Below are 21,106 nucleotides of genomic sequence, written 5' to 3' on the forward strand. Positions count from 1 at the left end.
GGGATTTTGATGGGGCTGGAAGTCGATATTATTTTTAAAATCGCAGGTGTCGGAATCGTGGTTGCCTTTTTGCACACGGTGCTAGATCAGGTGGGAAAGAAAGAATACGCTCAGTGGGTAACATTATTTGGGTTTATTTATATTCTGTTCCAGGTAGCCGCGATTGTGGACGGCCTTTTCCAAAAAATCAAAACGGTCTTTTTGTTCCAGTAGAGGGGAGGGTTATCCAATCGAAATTTTAAAAATTGTTGGCATCTCCCTAACAGCGACCTTCCTCGCCATGATCATCAAAGAACAAAAACCAAATTTTGCGTTTTTACTCGTCTTATTTACCGGTTGTGCGATTTTTCTGTTTCTGATTGATAAAATTTATGAAATTATCTCGATGATCGAGCGGATTGCCACCAATGCAAAGGTTAATCTCGTCTATGTGGAAACGATCCTGAAAATCATTGGAATTGCCTATATCGCCGAGTTCGCTTCCCAGGTGACGAAGGATGCAGGCCAGGGGGCGATCGCTTCAAAGATTGAACTCGGCGGGAAAATCTTGATCCTTACGATGGCAATTCCAATCCTGACAGTGCTGATTGAAACAATTATTAAACTGATACCAAGTTAGCTTTCATGCACCCCTATAGCCGAGGTGAAAATATGAAGCAAGTTACCCGCTCAATTTTTATTGTCATTTACCTATTCTTTTTTGCCTTTCTGCCGGGGGCCCTGGCTTCACCCGAAACTCCTCCACAGCCCGCTAAAAAGCTTGTCGAATCCCAGCTTAAGGCAATGGATATATCCGAATTGATGGGCTTCTGGGAAAACATCACCACTGAATATGGGGGATTTTTACCGGAAAGCCAAAAAGGAAGCCTTTATGATTTCCTGAAAGGGGACAAACAGTTCTCCCTTAGTGAATGGGGAAAAGGTTTTATGAAATTTGCCTTCCATGAATTTATTTCAAATGGAAAACTGCTCGGTTCTCTGATTCTTTTGACTGTATTCAGCATGTTTCTGCAATCGCTGCAAAACGCATTTGAAAAAAGCACGATCAGTAAGGTCGCTTATTCAATTGTGTTTATGGTGCTCGTCATCCTTGCGCTGAACAGTTTCCATGTTGTCATCCAATTTACAAATGAAACAATCCAGACGATGATGTCTTTTATCCTAGCGCTGGTCCCTCTATTACTGGGGTTGATTGCTGCCTCGGGAGGTGTCGTATCGGCTGCATTTTTTCACCCTGTTGTCCTCTTTTTAATGAATACGAGCGGGCTCTTGATTGAGCATGTCGTGCTTCCGCTTCTGTTTCTATCAACATTACTCAGTATCGTCAGTACAATGTCCGAGCACTACAAGGTCAGCCAGCTTGCGGGAATGCTGAGGAATTGGAGTATTGGCCTCCTAGGCATTTTCTTGACCGTATTTCTGGGGGTCTTATCGGTTCAGGGGGCTTCATCTGCTGTCTCGGATGGAGTCGCCATCCGAACCGCCAAATTTATCACAGGAAATTTTGTGCCTGTCATTGGCAGAGCTTTCACCGATGCGGCAGATACAGTTATCAGCGCCTCGGTTTTGCTGAAAAATACTGTCGGAATTGCAGGTGTGGCCATTCTTTTGTTTATTGTGGCTTTCCCGGCCATAAAAATCCTGATGATTGCATTTATTTATAAATTTGCCGCAGCCATACTTCAGCCGCTTGGCGGGGGGCCGATCATTTCCTGCCTTGATACGATCGGCAAAAGTATCATCTATGTTTTTGCCGCACTTGGCATTGTTTCCTTGATGTTTTTTCTTTGTATCACTGTGATCGTAGCAGCTGGAAATATTACGATGATGATGAGGTAGGAGCGTGGGACAATGGATTTTTTAATAGAGTGGGTAACGAATATCATTTTGTTCATTCTTCTCGCCACAGTCATTGACATGCTTTTACCCAATTCAGCTATGCAAAAATACACGAAAATAGTAACTGGGCTATTGCTTATTGCCATTATTCTTGGGCCGGTCCTAAAGCTTATTTCAAGTGATTTTAATAAAGCAATGGCTTCCATTCCCGCGTTTGAAAGCTCTGAAACTAATAAAAATAGTAAAACTTTAATAGAAATAAAGAAAAAAGAAATACAAGCATCACAGCAAGCATATATTTTAGAACAAATGGCTGTCCAATTAAAAGAGGACGCACAAGAGGAGTTGATGAAACGATTCGGGCTTCAGATAGCAACTATATCAATTGACGCGGAATTGGAGGATGGGCAGAATCTCCCTGATCAGGTAAGAAAAGTCGCGGTCCTTTTAAAATGGCCTGATAAAAACAGTAATCCAATTCAACCTGTCGAAGTAGTGAATATCCAAGCTGTTGCAGCACGGCCGGCTCAAAGCCGCTCAGAACTGGAAAAATTGGCAGCAGAATGTTTAGCGGAAAAATGGAATATACGGCTGAAGGCAATAGAGGTAACCGTTGAAGGGAGATGACTGGGAATTGTGAACGAAAAGACTGGCCTGTTGGCATGGATGAAAAGCAAGTTCTTCGGAGGTGCGGATTCGGATAAGAAGAAGCACAAATATCAGTATATGGCTCTTGTCCTCTGCATAGGTGCGGTATTTATGCTTGTGGGGAATATTCTTTTGCCTGAGAAACAGGGGCTCGATGTGCCTGTTGCCTCTCAACTAGAGGGAGAGGGCCAAGAGGTTCCGGCATTTGGGCAAAAAAAATCTTCGAAAAAAATAACGGCTTCGGATTTTGAACGGGCCTATGAGAGTCAGTTGAAGGAAGCTCTGGAGGATATGCTGGGAGTGGATGACGTTACAGTCTTGGTAAACGTCGATTCGACTGAATTGAAGGTTCTTGAGAAGAACAGAGTGACAAAAAGGCAGACAACCACTGAGAAGGACCGGGAAGGCGGAACAAGGGATGTAGAGGACGCCTCCGTCGATGAGCAGCTCGTGATCATCCGGAATGGAGAAAAAGAAGAGCCGATTGTCATAGAAACTAAAAAACCCGAAATTCGCGGAGTCCTTGTCGTAGCCCGCGGGGCGGATAACATAGAAGTGAAAAAATGGATTATTGAAGCAGTTACCCGGTCACTAGGGGTGCCGAGCCACCGGGTTGCCGTAATGGCTAAAAAAACGAAGGGGGATTCCTAAGAATGCTGTTAAAAAAACAAACTGTCTGGCTGTTAACGATGCTGAGCCTTGTTATTGTTTTGTCCGTTTACTACATTACATCTGAGCCTCAATCGCAAACGAAAAATGATTTTGCCTCAACAACTGAAAAGGCGAAAGAAAAGGCCGGATCCAAGGAGAATCCGACTGCTACTTCAGAAGATGGCAAAACAACTGTGACTGAAACGGCCAGTGGAGAGGGATTCGAATCACTAAGGCTCAAATTGACTGATACGCGCAATCAGCAAATAGAGGAGTACGAAATCCAGGCAGGGTCTGCTGATCTACCCGCGATAAAAAAGAGTGAAGCACTAGATAAAATTGCCGAACTGACTGAAATTGGCCGCAAGGAAGAAATCCTGGAGGCCTTGCTGAAACAGACGATGGGTTATGAAGATGCATTAGTTCGGGCTGACGGGGACCATGTAAGAGTGACTGTAAAAACGAAGGAAAAACATTCTGCCAAAGCTGCCAATGAGATTATCCAGCTGGTCAGAAGCGAAATTGGATCGATGAAAATTACCGCTGTTGAATTCAAGCCAGCAAAATAATGACATAGCCGGGCCGTCACAGGTCCGGTTTTTCGTTTTTTGCTGAATTATAGGCTGGACTAAAGAGTTGTACATCGTTGATTGAAGCGGAAGGCGCGAAGACTCCTCGAAAATCGTGAATTATGCTATCGCATAATTCCTGCGAGGCAATTCACGGAAGCTTTCCTTTTGCTATCGCATTTCCTTCGTGCAAAGACTATTCGAGGAAGCTATTTGTCCTGCGGGATGTAGCGAAGGTGGAGAACCCACAGGCGCCATAGCGCCGAGGAGGCTCCACTGACGCCCCGCGGAAAGCGAAGCGCCTCGAGACAGGCAAAGAACGCCTGTCTCTGCGAAGATTGTTCACGGGAGCCTTCCTTTGTGGAGCGAAAATCAACAACCAAGTTAAAAAGTTAAGTGCATTCTATTATAGAGGAATAAATAATTTCCACTCCAAAAATTTATTTTTGCCTGCTCAACATGTAAAATGAAGAAGAGATGGTTGCTTTGTTTCGATATTGAATTTGTACTAGCTGTTATCGTATAGTATTATTATCTAGTCATAAATTTGAAGGAGTGCTGCAATTGTGTTAAAAGTACAGGAAATTCGTGAAATAATTAAACTTATAGACCAATCAAGTATTGATGAGTTTGTTTATGAAAGTGAAGGCTCTAAAATTAAGATGAAAAAACACGCCCAAGACAAGGGTGTTGTTGTCTCACAGCAACCGCTTCAAGTTGTCCAGGCAGTACCGGCGGCCCAACCAGCGCCTGTGGCCCAACCAGCGCCAGCTTCACTGGCTCCTGTTCAACAACCTGAGGCTGCTGCGGCAGGGAATGATCAGGAAGAGTTACATAAAATCGTTTCCCCGATGGTTGGTACCTTTTATCAATCCCCATCACCTGAAGCCGATCCATATGTGAAGCCTGGCTCAAAAATAAGCTCTGATTCTGTCGTCTGCATTGTGGAAGCAATGAAGCTTTTTAATGAAATCGAAGCGGAAGTAAACGGTGAAATTGTAGAAGTTCTTGTGAAAGACGGCCAGTTGGTGGAGTATGGCCAGCCGCTATTCCTAGTAAAAGCAACCGGGGAGCGTTAAACAGAATGATTAAAAAACTATTGATTGCAAACAGGGGGGAAATTGCCGTCAGGATCATCCGCGCCTGCCGCGACCTAGGCATTGAATCGGTTGCCGTCCATTCGGAGGCTGACCGTGAATCCCTTCATGTACAGCTTGCAGATGAAGCATACTGTATCGGACCAACATCATCAAAAGACAGTTATTTGAACTTCACCAATATTATCAGTGTTGCAAAGCTTACAGGCTGTGATGCCATTCATCCCGGCTACGGTTTTTTGGCTGAGAATGCCGCGTTTGCCGAACTATGCCGTGAGGTCAATATCATTTTTGTCGGGCCGAGCCCCGAAGCGATTACGAGGATGGGAACGAAGGACATCGCCCGCGAAACGATGAGGGAAGCTGGAGTTCCAATCGTTCCGGGATCCAGGGGAATTATTAAAGACATTGATCAAGCGATTGAGCTGGCGAAAGAAATCCACTATCCGGTCATCATTAAGGCGACAGCCGGAGGTGGAGGAAAAGGAATCCGGATTGCCAGGGATGAACAGGAGCTAATAAAGGGTATAAACATAACGCAGCAGGAAGCCGCGACAGCTTTTGGTAACCCTGGAGTGTACATCGAGAAATTCATTGAAGATTTCCGCCATGTTGAAATTCAGGTCCTCGCCGACACTTACGGCAATACAATCCATCTTGGGGAGCGGGATTGTTCAATTCAGCGCCGTCTCCAAAAATTGCTTGAAGAGACGCCTTCCCCCGCCCTTGACTCTGAAATGAGGGAGGAAATGGGGGATGCGGCTGTAAAAGCGGCGAAAGCGGTTGATTATACAGGCGCTGGTACGGTAGAATTTATATATGACTACCGCAACAGGAAGTTCTACTTCATGGAAATGAATACACGGATACAGGTGGAACACCCAGTTACTGAAATGGTTACAGGAGTAGATCTCATTAAGGAGCAGATTATGGTTGCTTCAGGAGAAAAACTCAGCCTTGACCAGGAAAGCGTTACGTTCAACGGTTGGTCAATTGAGTGCCGGATCAATGCCGAAAATCCCGAAAAGAATTTTATGCCGTCTGCCGGAAGGATCAAAATGTATCTTCCTCCGGGGGGAATCGGTGTCAGGGTCGATTCAGCCGCGTATCCGGGCTATACAATTCCACCTTATTATGATTCAATGATAGCGAAAGTCATCACGTATGGAAGCACCAGGGACGAAGCGATTGCGCGAATGAAAAGGGCGCTTTCGGAATTTGTTATTGAGGGAATCCATACTACAATCCCTTTCCACTTAAGATTATTGGAGCATGAAAAATTTGTGGGCGGGGAGTTCAATACGAAGTTTCTAGAATTGTATGAAGTGATGAAATCCTAGATATACCTGGAGGTGTACGGAATGTACGAAAATGGTATTTTGGAAATGAACGAAGGAATGAGCGGCCATGGGAAAGTTGAAATCGCCCCTGAAGTCATTGAAGTAATTGCCGGTATTGCTGCATCCGAAGTTGAAGGCGTTGCGTCGATGAGAGGAAACTTTGCCACCGGGGTCGTAGAAAAACTCGGCAAGAAAAACCATGGCAAAGGAATAAAAGTGGAACTGACGGATTCAGGTATAAAGGTTGACGTCTTTTGCATGATGAAGTTCGGTGTATCGATTCCATCCGTGGCCCAAAAAGTACAAGATAACATCCGTCAGGCCCTGCTGAATATGACGGCGCTTGAAACAGAGGAAGTCAACATCCATATTGTCGGCATCCAATTTGAGAGCCCAAAGCAGGATCAGCCGGAAATCGAAGAGGAAATATAAGCAGAGAAACAGAAACAACGAAATGGGGGAACTGGAAGCAAGCCTGCTTCCGGTTCCTTTCTGTTTTTAACACTGCATTGGAGAATGCTTTATGCTATTATTTGCTTGGGGGATTCTAGTCATTCAGACACAAGAAATGTACGAAAATTGTCCAAATTAGATATTTTTTCAAAAGGAGCTAATTGTATAATGAAAAGAAGGACAGCAAGAGAAAAGGCACTTCAGGCGCTTTTCCAGATTGATGTTAGTGAAGCTGAACCGGCTTCAGCCATTGAGCATGTGCTTGAAGGGGAATCCCCTGATTCATACTTAACCAAGCTTGTAAATGGCGCAGTTGAACATAGACACGACATTGACAGTTTAATCAGTGAAAATCTTGAAAAGTGGTCAATGGAAAGGCTTGCTGCGGTTGATAGGAACTTACTTAGGCTGGGAACGTACGAATTAAAGTACTGCTCTGATGAAGTGCCTGCCAATGTTGTATTGGATGAGGCTATTGAAATAGCCAAGCTTTATGGAGATGATCAATCAAGCAAATTCATTAACGGTGTCCTTTCAAAGGTGAAACAGCAATTGGGTTAACTTTTGGTGCATGATGGTCTTCTTCGGGACTAAGGAGGAATCAGGATGGGAGCAAAAGTAATCAGTGGAAAAGAAATTGCAAAGAAAAAAAGGCGGGAAATAGCGGATGAAGTACGGGCATTGAGGGAAGAAAATATCATGCCTGGGCTCGCTGTGATCCTTGTCGGGAATAATCACGCTTCGAAAACATATGTGAATAACAAAGAGAAAGCTTGTGCTGAAGTAGGGATGGAGTCATTTCTGATTTCATTACCGGAAGATGTCAGTCAGCAAGAACTTTTAAAGAAGATTGAGGAATTGAATAAACGCGAAGATGTCCATGGCATTCTCGTTCAGCTTCCGCTTCCGGATCATATCCAGGAAAAGAGCGTCATTGAGGCGATTTCACCAGAAAAAGATGTTGATGGATTCCATCCACTTAACATTGGAAGGATGATGACTGGCCAGGATTCGTTTCTTCCGTGTACGCCTTATGGAGTTATGATTATGCTAGAGGAAACAGGCATAGAGATTTCCGGTAAACATGTGGTGATTGTGGGCAGGAGCAACATTGTCGGAAAGCCGGCGGGACAGCTATTCCTGAATGAAAATGCTACGGTTACATATTGCCATTCAAGGACCAGGGATCTTGGCTACCACACATCCCAGGCGGATATTATTGTTGCCGCAATCGGGAAGCCAAACTTTATCCGTTCAAGCCATATCAAAGAAGGCGCTATTGTGATTGATGTTGGTATTAATCGTGACGAGCATGAAAAGCTTTGCGGAGACGTCCATCCGGAAGTTGCCGATAAAGCCTCATATATTACGCCCGTTCCTGGTGGAGTAGGCCCGATGACCATTACCATGCTTCTCTTTAACACACTGAAAGCAGCCAGACAGTCAAAGTCAGTGCTACACAACGCCTGATATATCGATATGTTTTAGCCGTTGTGCAACCTAACCGTTAGCGCCGGCTATAAAAGCAAAAGCCCTTTTCCATTAAGTTCGATTTCTTCCCCGTGACGGATAGGGAATCTAAACTTATAATGGAAGAGGGCAGTTTTATTTTTAAAAGCATTTATGACCGTAAAGCAGGGAGTTTTTATTCATGCAGGAAGCAAATCGTTATTTAACCGTAACTGCACTGACAAAATACATAAAAAGAAAATTCGATGCGGACCCGCATCTGCAGGATATTTTCCTAAAAGGAGAAATATCCAATCTCAAGCAACATTCCAGTGGCCATATGTACCTGACATTAAAAGACGATCGTTCGAGAATTCTTGCAGTCATGTTCGCGGGAAATGCTCGAGGAATGAAATTCGTACCCGAAAATGGAATGAAAGTCATTGTAAGGGGCGAGATTTCGGTTTATGAAGCGAGCGGGCAGTATCAAATTTATATTAAGGAAATGAAGCCGGACGGGATTGGGGAGTTATTCCTTGCGTATGAGCAGTTGAAAAAAAAGCTGGAAGCGGAAGGCCTTTTCAGGCGCGAACTAAAAAAAGAGCTTCCTGCCTTTCCAAAATCAATTGGAATCATCACTTCCCCGACTGGTGCGGCCATCAGGGATATCATAACAACGATTAAGCGCCGCTACCCGATTGCCAAAATGATTGTGTTTCCCGCACTCGTCCAGGGTGAAAATGCCGGTAAATCGGTTGCAGAGGCAATTAGAAAAGCAAACGTGGCTGGAGATATTGATGTCTTGATTGTGGGACGGGGCGGCGGCTCAATCGAGGAACTGTGGGCTTTTAACGAGGAACAAGTTGCCAGGGCTATCTTTGAATCGACCATTCCTGTTATTTCAGCAGTCGGACATGAAACAGACTTTACAATTGCCGATTATGTAGCTGATCTACGTGCGCCAACTCCAACAGCCGCGGCCGAACTGGCTGTACCCCATATTGACGAGCTTTTGGAACGAGTTCTTCAGCGCCAGGGCAGGTTGATCCGCGCGATGAAGGAGAAGTTCAGTTTCCAAAAAGAACGCCTGGAGAGAATCCAGCGATCCTACGCTTTCCGTTATCCCCGACGTCTTTATGAGCAGAAGCTTGAGCAGCTGGACAGGCTGACCGAAAGTCTAACCAAGGGAACAAGCAGGATGGTTTCTTCAAAAAGAGAAAGCCATACCCTTGCCGATAGAAGGCTTAGGAGAAATAATCCACTTCAGCTTCTTGGTGAGGCTGTTTCCGAGCATGAACGAAGGAAACGGGAGCTAATACGGGCAATGAATCAAATTCTTTTGGCAAAAAAAGCTGAATTCGGAAAAACTGTAGCCTCTTTGGAGGCGCTTAATCCGCTCAAGATTATGGAGCGGGGTTACAGTCTTGCCTATACAGAAGAGCAGCAACTAATTAAAACGACTGAGCAGGTGGCAATAGGCGACAAGGTGACAATTAGAGTAGCGGATGGCGGTCTGCTATGTACAATAGAAGATAAACTGGAGGAATAATAAAATGGAAGAGGAAAAAAAACTTACGTTTGAACAGGCGATGGAACATTTGGAACGGATTGTAGAACGGCTTGAGGAAGGGGATGTTCCCCTCGAGGAGGCAATTGGATTTTATAAAGAAGGCATGGAATTATCGAAACTATGCCATGATAAACTAAAAAATGTAGAGGAACAGTTAACACAGATTATTACCGAGGATGGCCGAAATGTGCCTTTCTCCGTAGATGGGGAGGAATAGGAAATGGAGGGTGGACTTTTGAACGAAAAAATAAAAGAATACAAACAGCTACTTGAGAACACACTCCGTTCATCGGTCCAAAACCTTGATGCGCCTTCATCACTGAAAGAGGCGATGGCCTATTCTCTTGAAGCAGGTGGTAAACGTATTAGGCCGATGCTCGTGTTCGCGGCGATGGATGCTTTCGGCAAAAATCCGGCACATGGTGTAACGACGGCGGCCGCCATTGAAATGGTCCATACTTACTCCTTGATTCATGATGATTTGCCTAGTATGGATAATGACGATTTAAGGAGAGGAAAGCCCACCAACCATAAGGTTTTCGGGGAGGCAATGGCCATCTTGGCGGGTGATGCACTTTTAACCCACAGCTTCGAGCTGATTGGGACGATTCCAGATGAACATGCAGGAGCCGATAAGAAAATAAAACTTGTCACAGGGCTTGCAAAAGCGGCCGGTGCGAGCGGGATGGTCGGTGGGCAGGCTGCAGACATGGAAGGGGAAGACAAGGAGCTGACACTTGCCGAGTTAGAATCCATTCATCTTAATAAAACTGGCCGCCTTCTTGAATTCAGCGTCCTGGCGGGCTCCATTCTTTCCGGTGCTGACCAGGAAAAGCTTACGATCCTTTCTAGGTTTGCCTATCATCTTGGCTTGGCATTTCAAATTCGGGATGACATCCTTGACGTTGAAGGAGATGAACTGGCACTCGGTAAACGTGTTGGCAGTGATACGGCAAATCATAAAAGCACTTATCCGAGGCTGTTGACTCTTGAAGGAGCGAAACAGGCTCTCGATCATCACATTACAATGGCCAGGGAACAATTGGGGCTGACAGGTCTAAATACATCCTTTTTACTAGAAATCACCGAAATGGTGGCGACGAGAAACTCATAAGTGCGTTTGAGGGACAGACAGGATTGTGTTACAATAAACTTGCTAAATGAACATTGGATTGATTGTTGCCGTTAACACTAGGGTGCTAGCGGCTTATTTTATATCATTTTAAGGAAATAATAGGCTAAATGTTCATATTTCCTTGAGGTATCTGCTTATTCCTTTATAATAAATAGAGATTAAATTAATTTTGGCATACTATGCAATGAAAGTGAGTGATCCTCTTTGGATCTAACATCGATTAAAGATCCGTCCTTTTTAAAAGGGATGTCAAATGCACAACTGGAACAATTAGGCGAGGAAATACGCAGTTTTCTAATTGAAAAGCTTTCCTTGACAGGAGGCCATATCGGACCGAATTTGGGTGTTGTTGAATTGACCCTGGCGCTCCATAAGTGTTTTGATAGCCCGAAGGATAAGATTATTTGGGACGTCGGCCACCAATCATATGTTCATAAAATCCTTACAGGCAGGGCGTGTGAATTTGATACCCTCAGGCAATTCAAGGGGCTTTGCGGTTTCCCGAAACGCTCCGAAAGCGCTCATGATGTTTGGGAAACAGGCCACAGCTCGACTTCTCTTTCTGCTGCCATGGGAATGGCAATTGCAAGGGATTTGAAAAAGGAAAAGAGCTATATCCTGCCTGTCATCGGTGACGGAGCCCTTACCGGTGGAATGGCGCTTGAGGCATTGAATCATATCGGACATGAAAAAACAAACATGATTGTAATCCTGAATGACAATGAAATGTCAATTGCTCCAAACGTCGGTGCTCTTCATAACGTACTAGGCAGACTAAGGACATCTGGCAAATACAATGGGGTTAAAGATGACATTGAATGGCTGATTAAAAAAATCCCGGCAGTTGGGGGCGTCCTTGCAGCAACGGCGGAGAGGGTAAAAGATAGTCTTAAATACATGCTAGTTTCTGGAATGTTCTTTGAAGAGATGGGTTTTACTTATTTAGGTCCAGTAGATGGACATAATTTTGAAGACCTTTTTGAAAATCTTGCTTATGCTAAGAAGATTGAAGGGCCGGTCATCCTTCACGTGATTACCAAAAAGGGAAAGGGCTACCATCCTGCAGAATCGGATAAAATCGGAACTTGGCATGGAACGGGCCCTTATAAAATGAATACGGGTGATTTTGTAAAACCGTCATTTGCCCCTCCATCCTGGAGCGGACTTGTCAGTGAAACAGTACGAAAAATTGCTCGCAAGGATGAGCGGGTTGTCGCAATTACACCTGCAATGCCTGTCGGTTCGAAGCTTGAAGGGTTCGCATCGGAATTTCCAGACAGGATGTTTGATGTCGGGATTGCGGAGCAGCATGCTGCAACACTGGCCGCAGGTCTTGCCACGCAGAACATGAAACCGTTTTTGGCGATATACTCCACGTTCCTACAACGGGCATATGACCAGGTTGTCCATGACATATGCAGGCAAAACCTTAACGTTTTTATCGGCATTGACAGGGCGGGCCTTGTCGGGGCGGATGGCGAAACCCATCAGGGTGTTTTTGATATTGCGTTCCTCAGGCATGTGCCTAATCTTGTGCTGATGATGCCAAAGGATGAAAATGAAGGGCAACATATGGTCTACACGGCCTTAAAATATGATGAGGGCCCCATTGCAATGCGATTCCCTCGCGGTAACGGACTTGGGGTCCCGATGGATGAAACCTTCAAACAAATCCAGATAGGCACTTGGGAAATATTAAAAGATGGCCGTGATGCAGCAATTCTGACCTTTGGAACGACCATCCAAATGGCTTTGGAAGCTGCGTCTGAAATGGAGAGCCGGGGGCTTTCCGTAAAGGTCGTAAATGCGCGCTTCATCAAGCCGTTGGATGGCGACATGCTTTCGGGAATCCTTGAAGACGGCATGCCGATTCTGACGATTGAAGAAGCAGTCTTGCAGGGCGGGTTTGGAAGCAGCGTCCTTGAATATGCACATGACCACGGCTATTTCCATAATGTTATTGACAGAATGGGTATACCAGATGAGTTCATTGAGCATGGCAGCGTCGATCAACTTCTTGAAGAAATAGACTTTACGGTAGAGGATGCCGTCAGACGGCTAAGCATTCTTGCAGCCAAAAAACAACAGAGGGCGTAGGCATGAAAGTTAGAAAAGAGCGACTGGATGTCCTGCTCGTGGAAAGAGGACTTTCGGAGACGCGAGAAAAAGCGAAGCGGGCCGTTATGGCCGGGCTTGTGTATTCAAATGAACAGCGGCTTGATAAGCCGGGAGAAAAAATAAATGCGGATCTTCCTTTGACAGTCAAAGGAAATGCGATTCCGTATGTTAGCCGGGGTGGCCTTAAGCTTGAAAAAGCCCTTCAAGTATTTAATGTTGACGTTTCCGGCAAAACGATGCTTGATATCGGATCATCTACTGGTGGTTTTACGGACTGCGCACTGCAAAACGGAGCAAAAATGTCCTATGCGCTTGATGTTGGTTATAACCAGCTAGCCTGGAAGCTTCGGCAAGATGAGCGGGTCGTGGTAATGGAACGGACCAATTTCCGTTATGTGACGCCCGCCGATCTTCAAAGAGGGCTTCCCGATTTTGCAACAATTGATGTCTCGTTCATTTCCTTGTCATTGATTCTTCCTGTTTTGGCAGGCTTGTTAGTCCCAAACAGCGATGTTATCGCCCTTGTCAAACCACAGTTTGAGGCAGGCAGGGAACAGGTCGGAAAAAAAGGAATTGTCAGGGATGAGAAAGTCCATTTGGCTGTATTGGAGAAAACGATTGCCCTGGCTCTGCAACTGAAGTTTAACGTTTCCGGTCTATCCTACTCGCCTATAACCGGCGGGGACGGGAATATTGAATTCCTCCTGCATCTTCGTTGGGAAGGGAATGAAAAAGGCGGAGAAAACCTGCTGCAAAGCGGGCCTGACCAAATCGTAAAAGAAGCACACAAAACATTAAAAACAAAACACACCGAAGAAGGGTAAGCACCGCTTATCCTTTTTCTTTGGCGTTTTTCCTTTTTTCTCCGAAAGAAACAATGTACAAGAAACGGGAAATGGGCTAACATATGATGTATAAACGACATAATTCGCAAACCGTGCAAATGTTTTGAATGCCTAATGGAGTGATATAAATGAACAAAGGCCAGCGCCATATTAAAATTAGAGAAATTATCGCGAATAATGAAATCGAAACCCAGGATGAATTAGTCGATGAATTAAAGAGACAGGGCTATAATGTAACACAGGCGACTGTTTCCAGGGATATCAAGGAACTTCATCTCCTGAAAGTTCCTTTGCTTGACGGAAGGTACAAATACAGCCTTCCATCGGACCAGCGTTTCAATCCTATGCAAAAACTCAAACGTTCTCTTATTGATGCGTTTGTGAGGGTCGATTCCGCCGGGCATCTTTTGGTGATGAAGACACTTCCCGGAAACGCAATGGCAATTGGGGCTTTAATTGACAATTTGGATTGGGAAGAAATCCTAGGAACCATCTGCGGCGACGATACATTATTAATTATTTGCAGAACGCCCGAAGATACGGAAACAATCACAAACAAATTCCTTGAAATGCTTTAAACGGGGGAATGTTACTTGTTAACGGAACTGTCGATTAAGAATTTTGCAATAATTGAGGCCCTTTCTGTTTCTTTCAAAAAGGGCCTGACTGTCTTGACCGGTGAGACCGGAGCGGGAAAGTCGATTATTATTGACGCGATCCATCTGCTCGTTGGCGGAAGAGGTTCATCGGAATTTGTCCGCCACGGAGAAGAAAAAGCTGAAATTGAAGGATTGTTCCTGCTCGATGACAGCAAGCATCCTTGTATAGAAAAGGCATCCGAATATGGAATCGAGATAGAAGACTCCATGGTTGTCCTGCGGCGGGATATTTCCCAAACTGGAAAAAGTGTTTGCCGAATTAACGGAAAACTGGTGACCATCTCCATTCTCCGCGAAATTGGCGGGACGCTTGTTGATATCCATGGCCAACATGAACACCAGGAATTAATGAATGAGGCACTGCATCTTCCTTTGCTAGACCAATTTGGCCAGCAGGAAATTACGCCATACCTGGATTCGTACCGGAATGTTTATCAACAATACGAAGAAACCATCGGGAAACTCAGGAAGTTAAACGAAAATGAACAGAAAATGGCTCACAGACTTGACTTGATTCAATTCCAGGTTGAAGAGATCAGTAACGCCTGCTTAAAACCAAACGAAGACGAGGAGCTTGGAGACGAAAAACAAAAACTCGTCAATTTTGAAAAAATATTCGAGTCGGCGCAGACGGGTTACTTGGCTTTAAAAGGGGATTCCCACGCGCTTGACTGGGCCGGAGAAGCTATGAATCAGCTGGAAAATGCGGCAGCGCTCGACCCGGCTTACAAGGAATTATTTGAAACGGTATCCAACAGTTATTATGCCTTGGAGGATGCTGCTGTAACCCTACGCAATAACCTGGATAACTTGGAATATGATCCGCAGAGACTGAATGAAATTGAAGATAGACTAAATGAAATCAATCAGCTGAAACGGAAGTATGGAAAGACAATCCCGGAAATCCTCGAATATGGGGAAAAAATCAAGGTTGAAATCGATGCTCTGCAAAATAAGGAAACACATATCGGAAACTTGGAAAAAGAACTGAGTATCCTTAAAAAAGAGTTAACTGTTAAAGCCTCCGAACTGACCAAGGTGCGGAAAAAATGGGCGGAGAAACTAACAAAGCTTATTCATAAGGAACTAAAAGACCTATATATGGCCAAAACGATATTTGAAATCCGTTTTTTAAAGGGCGGGCAAAGCTATTCTAAAATGGGTATGGATAAGGTTGAGTTTTTTATTTCAACGAATCCCGGCGAACCACTAAAACCGCTTTCGAAAGTTGCTTCTGGCGGGGAGTTATCAAGAATCATGCTTGCGTTGAAGAGTATTTTCTCAAAGCATCAAGGTGTAACGTCAATCATTTTTGATGAAGTTGACACGGGCGTCAGCGGCCGTGTTGCCCAGGCAATTGCAGAAAAGATTTCCCGTGTAGCTTCCGGTTCCCAGGTATTGTGTATTTCACACTTGCCCCAGGTTGCTGCAATGGCAGATACACACTTGTTGATTTCCAAAGTAATGAAAGGCGGAAGGACGAAGACAGCCGTCGTTCCGCTTAGCGAGAACGAGAAAGTAGCTGAAATCGGGAGAATGATTTCCGGCGTGGAAATTACTGATTTGACAAAAGAACATGCGAAGGAATTGCTCCTCCTTGCGGAAAAGATAAAAAACACATGAAAAGCTATCCTATTAAGGGTAGCTTTTTTATTTGGCCAAGGTTATAAATGCCCGCTAACCCGGCAAAATTATAACTGTAGCCATTTTGCAAAGAGAAAGCATTAGAAGCGAGGAGAGTGATGAATTTGAAATTAGGATTGCTCAGAAAAATAATCGGTGGAATTCTCCTTGTTTCAATTATTGTCTTGGTGAACTGGAAGCCATTCCAGACATATCTCCAAATTCCTAACCAAATTACTGTATTTCAGGGGCAAGAGGTTTCTTTTGGAAAAGCATCACCTGTCTCAGCAACAGTAGCGCAAAGTCCGGAAAAAATCATCCTAAATCAAACCGAACACCTTGTGTCCGTATCTGCCAAGGAGTCAGGTAAGAGTGAGGTTATTTTGGATCTCGCCGGAATCCCAATTAAAAAGGTCGATGTGAATGTCCTGAAGGGATTTAAAGTTTATCCGGGGGGGCAATCAATAGGGGTCAAGTTAAATACAGTAGGCGTACTTGTCGTTGGACACCACCAAGTAGAAACGGCAGCCGGAAAAAAATCACCTGGGGAGTTATCCGGTATCAAGGTGGGAGATATCATAACGCAAATAAACGGCCAGAAGATAGAAAAAATGTCGGATGTGGCGCCATTTGTCCAGGAGGCAGGGAAAAGCGGTAAACCGCTTAAAATCCAGATTTCTAGGGAGAAAGGCCAGTTTAAGGCCAGCTTATTGCCATTAAAGGAAAAGGGAACATCCAGTTACAAGCTTGGGTTATATATTCGTGATTCAGCAGCAGGAATAGGAACGATGACTTTTTATCACCCTTTATCAAAAAAATACGGGGCTCTTGGACACGTTATTTCTGATATGGATACGAAAAAGCCAATCGTTGTAGAGGACGGCCAAATCGTAAGGTCAACTGTAACGTCAATTGAAAAAGGCAGCAACGGAAATCCAGGAGAAAAACTGGCGAGATTTTCTGATGACAGAGAGATTATCGGAAATATAAACAGAAACAGCCCGTTTGGGATATTCGGAAAATTAAGCAAGGATATTGAAAACGGAATATTGGATACACCAATGCCAATCGCCCTATCCCATCAGGTAAAGGAAGGGCCGGCGAAAATATTGACTGTAGTGGATAATGATAAAGTGGAAATGTTTAACATTGAAATTGTCAGCACAATCCCGCAGAAGTTCCCGGCAACAAAGGGAATGGTCATCAAAGTAACGGATCCGAAACTGTTGGCAAAGACCGGAGGAATTGTTCAGGGGATGAGCGGAAGCCCGATTATCCAATCAGGTAAAGTAATTGGCGCGGTCACCCACGTTTTTGTCAACGATCCAACTTCGGGATATGGCGTCCATATTGAATGGATGCTATCGGAAGCGGGAATTGATATATACGAAAAACCAAAGTTAAAAGCAAGTTAAGGGTTGAATAGCGGTAAAGTGCCACAGTGGGTAGACTGTGGTACTTTCTTGTGAATGAGAAAATTATTGTTTTCTTGTAAAAAAAAGAGGGAAAGAAGGAGTGAAATAAAGATTATTCGACAAAAATGCAAAGAAAAGTGAAATGCGTCGAAAATAAAAGAAAAATAAAGAAAAACAAAGAAAAACCCTTTTTTTGTGGTTTTTTTGAGAAAATTTAAACAGTACAAAGGATTTTATGTTGCATTGTCGAATATGTCCATTAGAATAGAAATTAGGCAATGCTTTTACGACTATTTAATGGAATCCGAGGAGGTAACTGGGAGTGAAGAAAATTAAAGTATGCGTTGTGGACGATAATAGGGAATTAGTAGGTTTATTAGAGGATTACATATCGTCCCAGGAAGATATGGAAGTTGCAGGAATCGCCCATAACGGCCAAGAGTGCCTTGAACTACTTGAAGAAGTGAGGCCGGATGTCCTGATTCTTGATATTATTATGCCCCATCTCGACGGGCTTGCTGTGCTCGAGAGAATGAGGGAAACAAAAAATGGGCCCCTCCCACATGTCATTATGCTGACAGCGTTTGGGCAGGAAGATGTGACGAAGAAAGCAGTAGAACTGGGGGCGTCTTACTTTATTTTGAAACCGTTTGATATGGAGATGCTGGGGAACCATATTCGAACAGTTAACGGACAAACCGGCACATTGTCTCGAAAAGGCCACTCATCCTCTTTCCGTTCCCAGGGTGAACAAAAACCGAAAAACCTTGATGCAAGCATTACAACCATCATCCACGAAATCGGAGTTCCAGCACATATAAAAGGATATTTGTATTTACGGGAAGCCATTTCCATGGTTTACAATGACATTGAACTCCTCGGATCTATTACCAAAGTCCTTTATCCAGACATAGCGAAAAAGTATAACACAACTGCCAGCCGGGTAGAGCGTGCAATCAGGCATGCAATCGAGGTGGCCTGGAGCAGGGGGAATATCGATTCGATTTCGTCCCTGTTTGGCTATACAGTCAGTATGACAAAGGCAAAGCCGACGAACAGTGAGTTCATCGCAATGGTCGCTGATAAACTGAGACTTGAACATAGGGCATCTTAACGTTCATTTTTGGGATTGATGTAAATTGTAAAGTTAAAAACAGGAAAGAAGCCATGAGCGGCTCTTTCCTATTTTTGTTTGAATCGATCCTGTACTTTGTTTCTTTTCCGGTCGCGGTGAAGGATAAAGCCTGCTACAAAGCCCAGGCCAGCAAAAAATAAAATCAGACCGGCCAAAAATTGGAGCCAAAGATGGGAAAATGGCTGTTGTAATCTTCCGAATACCATATCACGCATCAGCTTGATTCCGAAGGCTGCCAAAAAGCCGGGAATAAGCATGACGATAAGGGCTGCTATGCGATTCATATGAACATTCCTTCCGACCCCGACCACTGTTAGCCGGGATATTCCTCTTCAGAAAAATCATAGTCCAAGATTCAAATTTGTCAAGAAGGATGAGAAAAGTTACAATAAGCATGAAAAAGGTTGCAGGTTTTGTTTGAGGAAACATGAAATTGTTTGCTGAATCCAAGCGCACCGTGAAAAGGGGGGCAGGGAATTGCAGGGCATCATGATTATCGGGGCGGGGAAGGGCGGAACCGCAATATTAAAAATGCTAAAGGAAACTGAGTCACTCAATGTTAAAGCTGTTGTGGATAGAAATCTCGACGCGCCGGGAGTAAGGTTAGCGAAGGGAAAAGGCATTCCGACAGGCACAGACTGGAGACCATTCGTAAGCAAGGAAATTGATATCATCATTGATGTAACTGGAAACCCTGAAGTGTTTCCTGCTTTAAGGAAGGCAACTGGAAGTGACGCAATTCTGATTCCCGGAAGTGTAGCTTTTCTGAATTCCACACTTATGGAGGAAAAAGAAGAGTTAATTGAACGCCTAAAAAATGAAACGAACAAACAGGATTTAATTTTCAATTCGACGGATGATGGAATGGTTGTCATAGATAACAAAGGAATGATCACCTTACTGAACCGGCGGGCGGCGGAGATGATCCACGTTGACCGTGGGCAGGCGATTGGGAAACATGTTTTAGAAGTTATTCCTTCCAGCAGGCTGCCACTTGTCTTGGGTACAAAGAGGATTGAGGCCAATCAAGAAATGGTCCTTGGCAATGGGACAAAAATTATTACTACTAGAATTCCAATTATTGATGAAAATGAACATGCCATTGGAGCATTTGCAGTTTTTAAAGATATTACGGAAGTGGTCAGGCTCGCTGAAGAAATTACAAACCTAAAGGAAATTCAGACCATGCTTGAAGCCATCATCCAATCAAGTGATGATGCGATTTCTGTAGTTGATGAAGAAGGTCGGGGCATTCTCGTAAATCCCGCCTATAATCGTATCACAGGACTAAGCAGGGAGCAGGTCATAGGTCAGCCTGCCACCGCAGATATTTCCGAGGGTGAAAGCATGCATATGAAGGTCCTCCAAACTAGGAGGCCAGTCCGGGGAGTTCCGATGAGGGTGGGGCCAAATAAAAAAGAGGTAGTTGTAAACGTTGCGCCAATCATCGTCGAAGGAAAGCTGAAGGGAAGCGTTGGCGTCATCCATGATATGTCAGAAATTCAATCATTGAACAGGGAATTAACAAGGGCTAGGCAAATTATCCGGACACTTGAAGCGAAATATACATTTGAAGATATTATCGGAAAGTCAGAAGAAATGGTGCTTGCGATTGAACAGGCAAAATTGGCAGCAAAGACTCCCGCGACGGTCCTGCTGCGCGGGGAATCGGGAACAGGAAAAGAATTATTCGCCCATGCAATACATAATGCCAGTGACAGGAAATTCAATAAATTTGTCAGGGTAAATTGTGCTGCATTATCAGAATCACTGCTTGAGAGTGAACTTTTCGGCTATGAAGAAGGAGCTTTTTCCGGAGCGAGACGAGGCGGAAAGAGAGGCCTTTTTGAGGAGGCAAACAATGGCAGCATATTCCTTGATGAAATTGGTGAATTATCAGCTAGCACACAGGCGAAGTTATTAAGGGTTCTTCAGGAAAGAGAAATTATCCGGGTTGGCGGGACTAAGTCAATTCCAATAAATGTGAGGATTATTGCGGCAACTAATGTAAATTTGGAGAAAGGCATCGCTAGTTCCACCTTCCGGGAAGACCTCTATTACAGAATCAACCGTCTTCCCATCCATATTCCACCGCTCCGTAACAGAAAAGAGGAAATTCCTTTACTGTGCGACCGGCTAATCCAAAAAATCAACCGGGACTATGGAAGGAATGTGGAAGGAGTAACCAAAGCGGCACTTCTCCATTTGCAGCAATATCATTGGCCGGGAAATGTCAGGGAGCTAGAGAACATTCTTGGCAGGGCGATCATTTTTATGGGGTATAATGAAACCGTCATCGATGTCAGGCATTTGCCGGAATTAAAAAAACGGGCAATGAATCAAAGTAACTCTGCAGGCCCTCAAAATTTTGATCACCCTCCCTTACCGCTTGCCGAGATGCTTGAAAGGTATGAAGCTGCAATCATCAGCCAGGCGATGGCACAGACGAATGGCAATAAAACAAAGGCGGCTAAATTGCTTGGATTATCAATCAGGAATCTTTATTATAAACTTGAAAAGTACCAACTTGAATAGAAGTGCATGCAATATTTTGCAGATG

The 21,106-nt window shown here is 44.3% G+C and carries 22 protein-coding genes; 21 read left to right on the forward strand and 1 reads right to left on the reverse strand.

Annotation, left to right across the window (positions count from 1 at the left end):
* The first annotated feature begins 9 nt into the window (after positions 1-9).
* The 20 genes from spoIIIAC (at position 10) to spo0A (ending at position 18,525) form a co-directional block, all read left to right on the forward strand.
* On the forward strand, positions 10-213 hold the full coding sequence (gene spoIIIAC / locus D1B31_RS09210) for a stage III sporulation protein AC (protein ID WP_118920485.1): 204 nt from the start codon (positions 10-12) through the stop codon (positions 211-213).
* 16 nt (positions 214-229) lie between these two features.
* The gene (spoIIIAD, locus tag D1B31_RS09215; protein WP_275670713.1) at positions 230-619 is read left to right on the forward strand and encodes a stage III sporulation protein AD; all 390 of its coding nucleotides are present in this window, start codon (positions 230-232) and stop codon (positions 617-619) included.
* A 32-nt stretch (positions 620-651) separates the two neighbouring features.
* Positions 652-1,839 carry a stage III sporulation protein AE gene (gene spoIIIAE, locus D1B31_RS09220; RefSeq protein ID WP_118920486.1) on the forward strand — a complete coding sequence of 396 codons (1,188 nt, stop codon included), beginning with the start codon at positions 652-654 and terminating at the stop codon, positions 1,837-1,839.
* Positions 1,840-1,851: 12 nt separating this feature from the next.
* Positions 1,852-2,466 carry a stage III sporulation protein AF gene (spoIIIAF, locus tag D1B31_RS09225; RefSeq protein ID WP_118920487.1) on the forward strand — a complete coding sequence of 205 codons (615 nt, stop codon included), beginning with the start codon at positions 1,852-1,854 and terminating at the stop codon, positions 2,464-2,466.
* A gap of 9 nt (positions 2,467-2,475) precedes the next feature.
* A complete protein-coding gene (gene spoIIIAG / locus D1B31_RS09230) occupies positions 2,476-3,138 on the forward strand; it encodes a stage III sporulation protein AG (RefSeq protein ID WP_420846084.1) in 663 nt (220 codons plus the stop codon).
* Positions 3,139-3,140: 2 nt separating this feature from the next.
* On the forward strand, positions 3,141-3,707 hold the full coding sequence (locus D1B31_RS09235; RefSeq protein ID WP_118920488.1) for a SpoIIIAH-like family protein: 567 nt from the start codon (positions 3,141-3,143) through the stop codon (positions 3,705-3,707).
* Positions 3,708-4,273: 566 nt separating this feature from the next.
* Complete coding sequence (accB, locus tag D1B31_RS09240) at positions 4,274-4,786, forward strand: acetyl-CoA carboxylase biotin carboxyl carrier protein (protein ID WP_118920489.1); 513 nt, start codon at positions 4,274-4,276, stop codon at positions 4,784-4,786.
* Between the two features lie 5 nt (positions 4,787-4,791).
* On the forward strand, positions 4,792-6,144 hold the full coding sequence (gene accC, locus D1B31_RS09245; protein WP_118920490.1) for an acetyl-CoA carboxylase biotin carboxylase subunit: 1,353 nt from the start codon (positions 4,792-4,794) through the stop codon (positions 6,142-6,144).
* Between the two features lie 21 nt (positions 6,145-6,165).
* Positions 6,166-6,576, forward strand: a complete 411-nt coding sequence (locus tag D1B31_RS09250) for an Asp23/Gls24 family envelope stress response protein (protein WP_118920491.1) — start codon at positions 6,166-6,168, stop codon at positions 6,574-6,576.
* 189 nt (positions 6,577-6,765) lie between these two features.
* The gene (nusB, locus tag D1B31_RS09255) at positions 6,766-7,158 is read left to right on the forward strand and encodes a transcription antitermination factor NusB (protein WP_118920492.1); all 393 of its coding nucleotides are present in this window, start codon (positions 6,766-6,768) and stop codon (positions 7,156-7,158) included.
* A gap of 45 nt (positions 7,159-7,203) precedes the next feature.
* Positions 7,204-8,067, forward strand: a complete 864-nt coding sequence (gene folD / locus D1B31_RS09260; RefSeq protein ID WP_118920493.1) for a bifunctional methylenetetrahydrofolate dehydrogenase/methenyltetrahydrofolate cyclohydrolase FolD — start codon at positions 7,204-7,206, stop codon at positions 8,065-8,067.
* 181 nt (positions 8,068-8,248) lie between these two features.
* Positions 8,249-9,595, forward strand: coding sequence for an exodeoxyribonuclease VII large subunit (gene xseA, locus D1B31_RS09265; protein WP_118920494.1), 1,347 nt, complete (start codon positions 8,249-8,251; stop codon positions 9,593-9,595).
* Positions 9,596-9,599: 4 nt separating this feature from the next.
* Positions 9,600-9,833 (forward strand): exodeoxyribonuclease VII small subunit, encoded by a 234-nt coding sequence (locus D1B31_RS09270; RefSeq protein WP_118920495.1) that lies wholly within the window; start codon positions 9,600-9,602, stop codon positions 9,831-9,833.
* 3 nt (positions 9,834-9,836) lie between these two features.
* A complete protein-coding gene (locus tag D1B31_RS09275) occupies positions 9,837-10,730 on the forward strand; it encodes a polyprenyl synthetase family protein (RefSeq protein WP_118920496.1) in 894 nt (297 codons plus the stop codon).
* A 225-nt stretch (positions 10,731-10,955) separates the two neighbouring features.
* Entirely contained in the window at positions 10,956-12,848 is a 1,893-nt protein-coding gene (gene dxs, locus D1B31_RS09280) for a 1-deoxy-D-xylulose-5-phosphate synthase (RefSeq protein ID WP_118920497.1), read from the forward strand.
* A gap of 2 nt (positions 12,849-12,850) precedes the next feature.
* Entirely contained in the window at positions 12,851-13,693 is an 843-nt protein-coding gene (locus tag D1B31_RS09285) for a TlyA family RNA methyltransferase (protein ID WP_118920498.1), read from the forward strand.
* 149 nt (positions 13,694-13,842) lie between these two features.
* A complete protein-coding gene (gene ahrC, locus D1B31_RS09290; protein WP_118920499.1) occupies positions 13,843-14,292 on the forward strand; it encodes a transcriptional regulator AhrC/ArgR in 450 nt (149 codons plus the stop codon).
* Positions 14,293-14,307: 15 nt separating this feature from the next.
* Entirely contained in the window at positions 14,308-15,996 is a 1,689-nt protein-coding gene (recN, locus tag D1B31_RS09295) for a DNA repair protein RecN (protein ID WP_118920500.1), read from the forward strand.
* 119 nt (positions 15,997-16,115) lie between these two features.
* Positions 16,116-17,411 (forward strand): SpoIVB peptidase, encoded by a 1,296-nt coding sequence (gene spoIVB / locus D1B31_RS09300; RefSeq protein WP_192894760.1) that lies wholly within the window; start codon positions 16,116-16,118, stop codon positions 17,409-17,411.
* Between the two features lie 322 nt (positions 17,412-17,733).
* A complete protein-coding gene (gene spo0A / locus D1B31_RS09305) occupies positions 17,734-18,525 on the forward strand; it encodes a sporulation transcription factor Spo0A (protein ID WP_118920502.1) in 792 nt (263 codons plus the stop codon).
* A 68-nt stretch (positions 18,526-18,593) separates the two neighbouring features.
* On the opposite strand, the gene D1B31_RS09310 is transcribed toward spo0A, so the two are convergent.
* Entirely contained in the window at positions 18,594-18,830 is a 237-nt protein-coding gene (locus D1B31_RS09310) for a DUF2627 domain-containing protein (protein ID WP_118920685.1), read from the reverse strand.
* 193 nt (positions 18,831-19,023) lie between these two features.
* Here D1B31_RS09310 and D1B31_RS09315 point away from each other — a divergent pair, with 193 nt between their 5' ends.
* The gene (locus D1B31_RS09315) at positions 19,024-21,081 is read left to right on the forward strand and encodes a sigma-54 interaction domain-containing protein (RefSeq protein ID WP_118920503.1); all 2,058 of its coding nucleotides are present in this window, start codon (positions 19,024-19,026) and stop codon (positions 21,079-21,081) included.
* The last annotated feature ends 25 nt before the right edge of the window (positions 21,082-21,106 follow it).

It is taken from the genome of Neobacillus notoginsengisoli (genome assembly GCF_003515685.1).
GTDB lineage: Bacteria > Bacillota > Bacilli > Bacillales > Cytobacillaceae > Bacillus_D > Bacillus_D notoginsengisoli.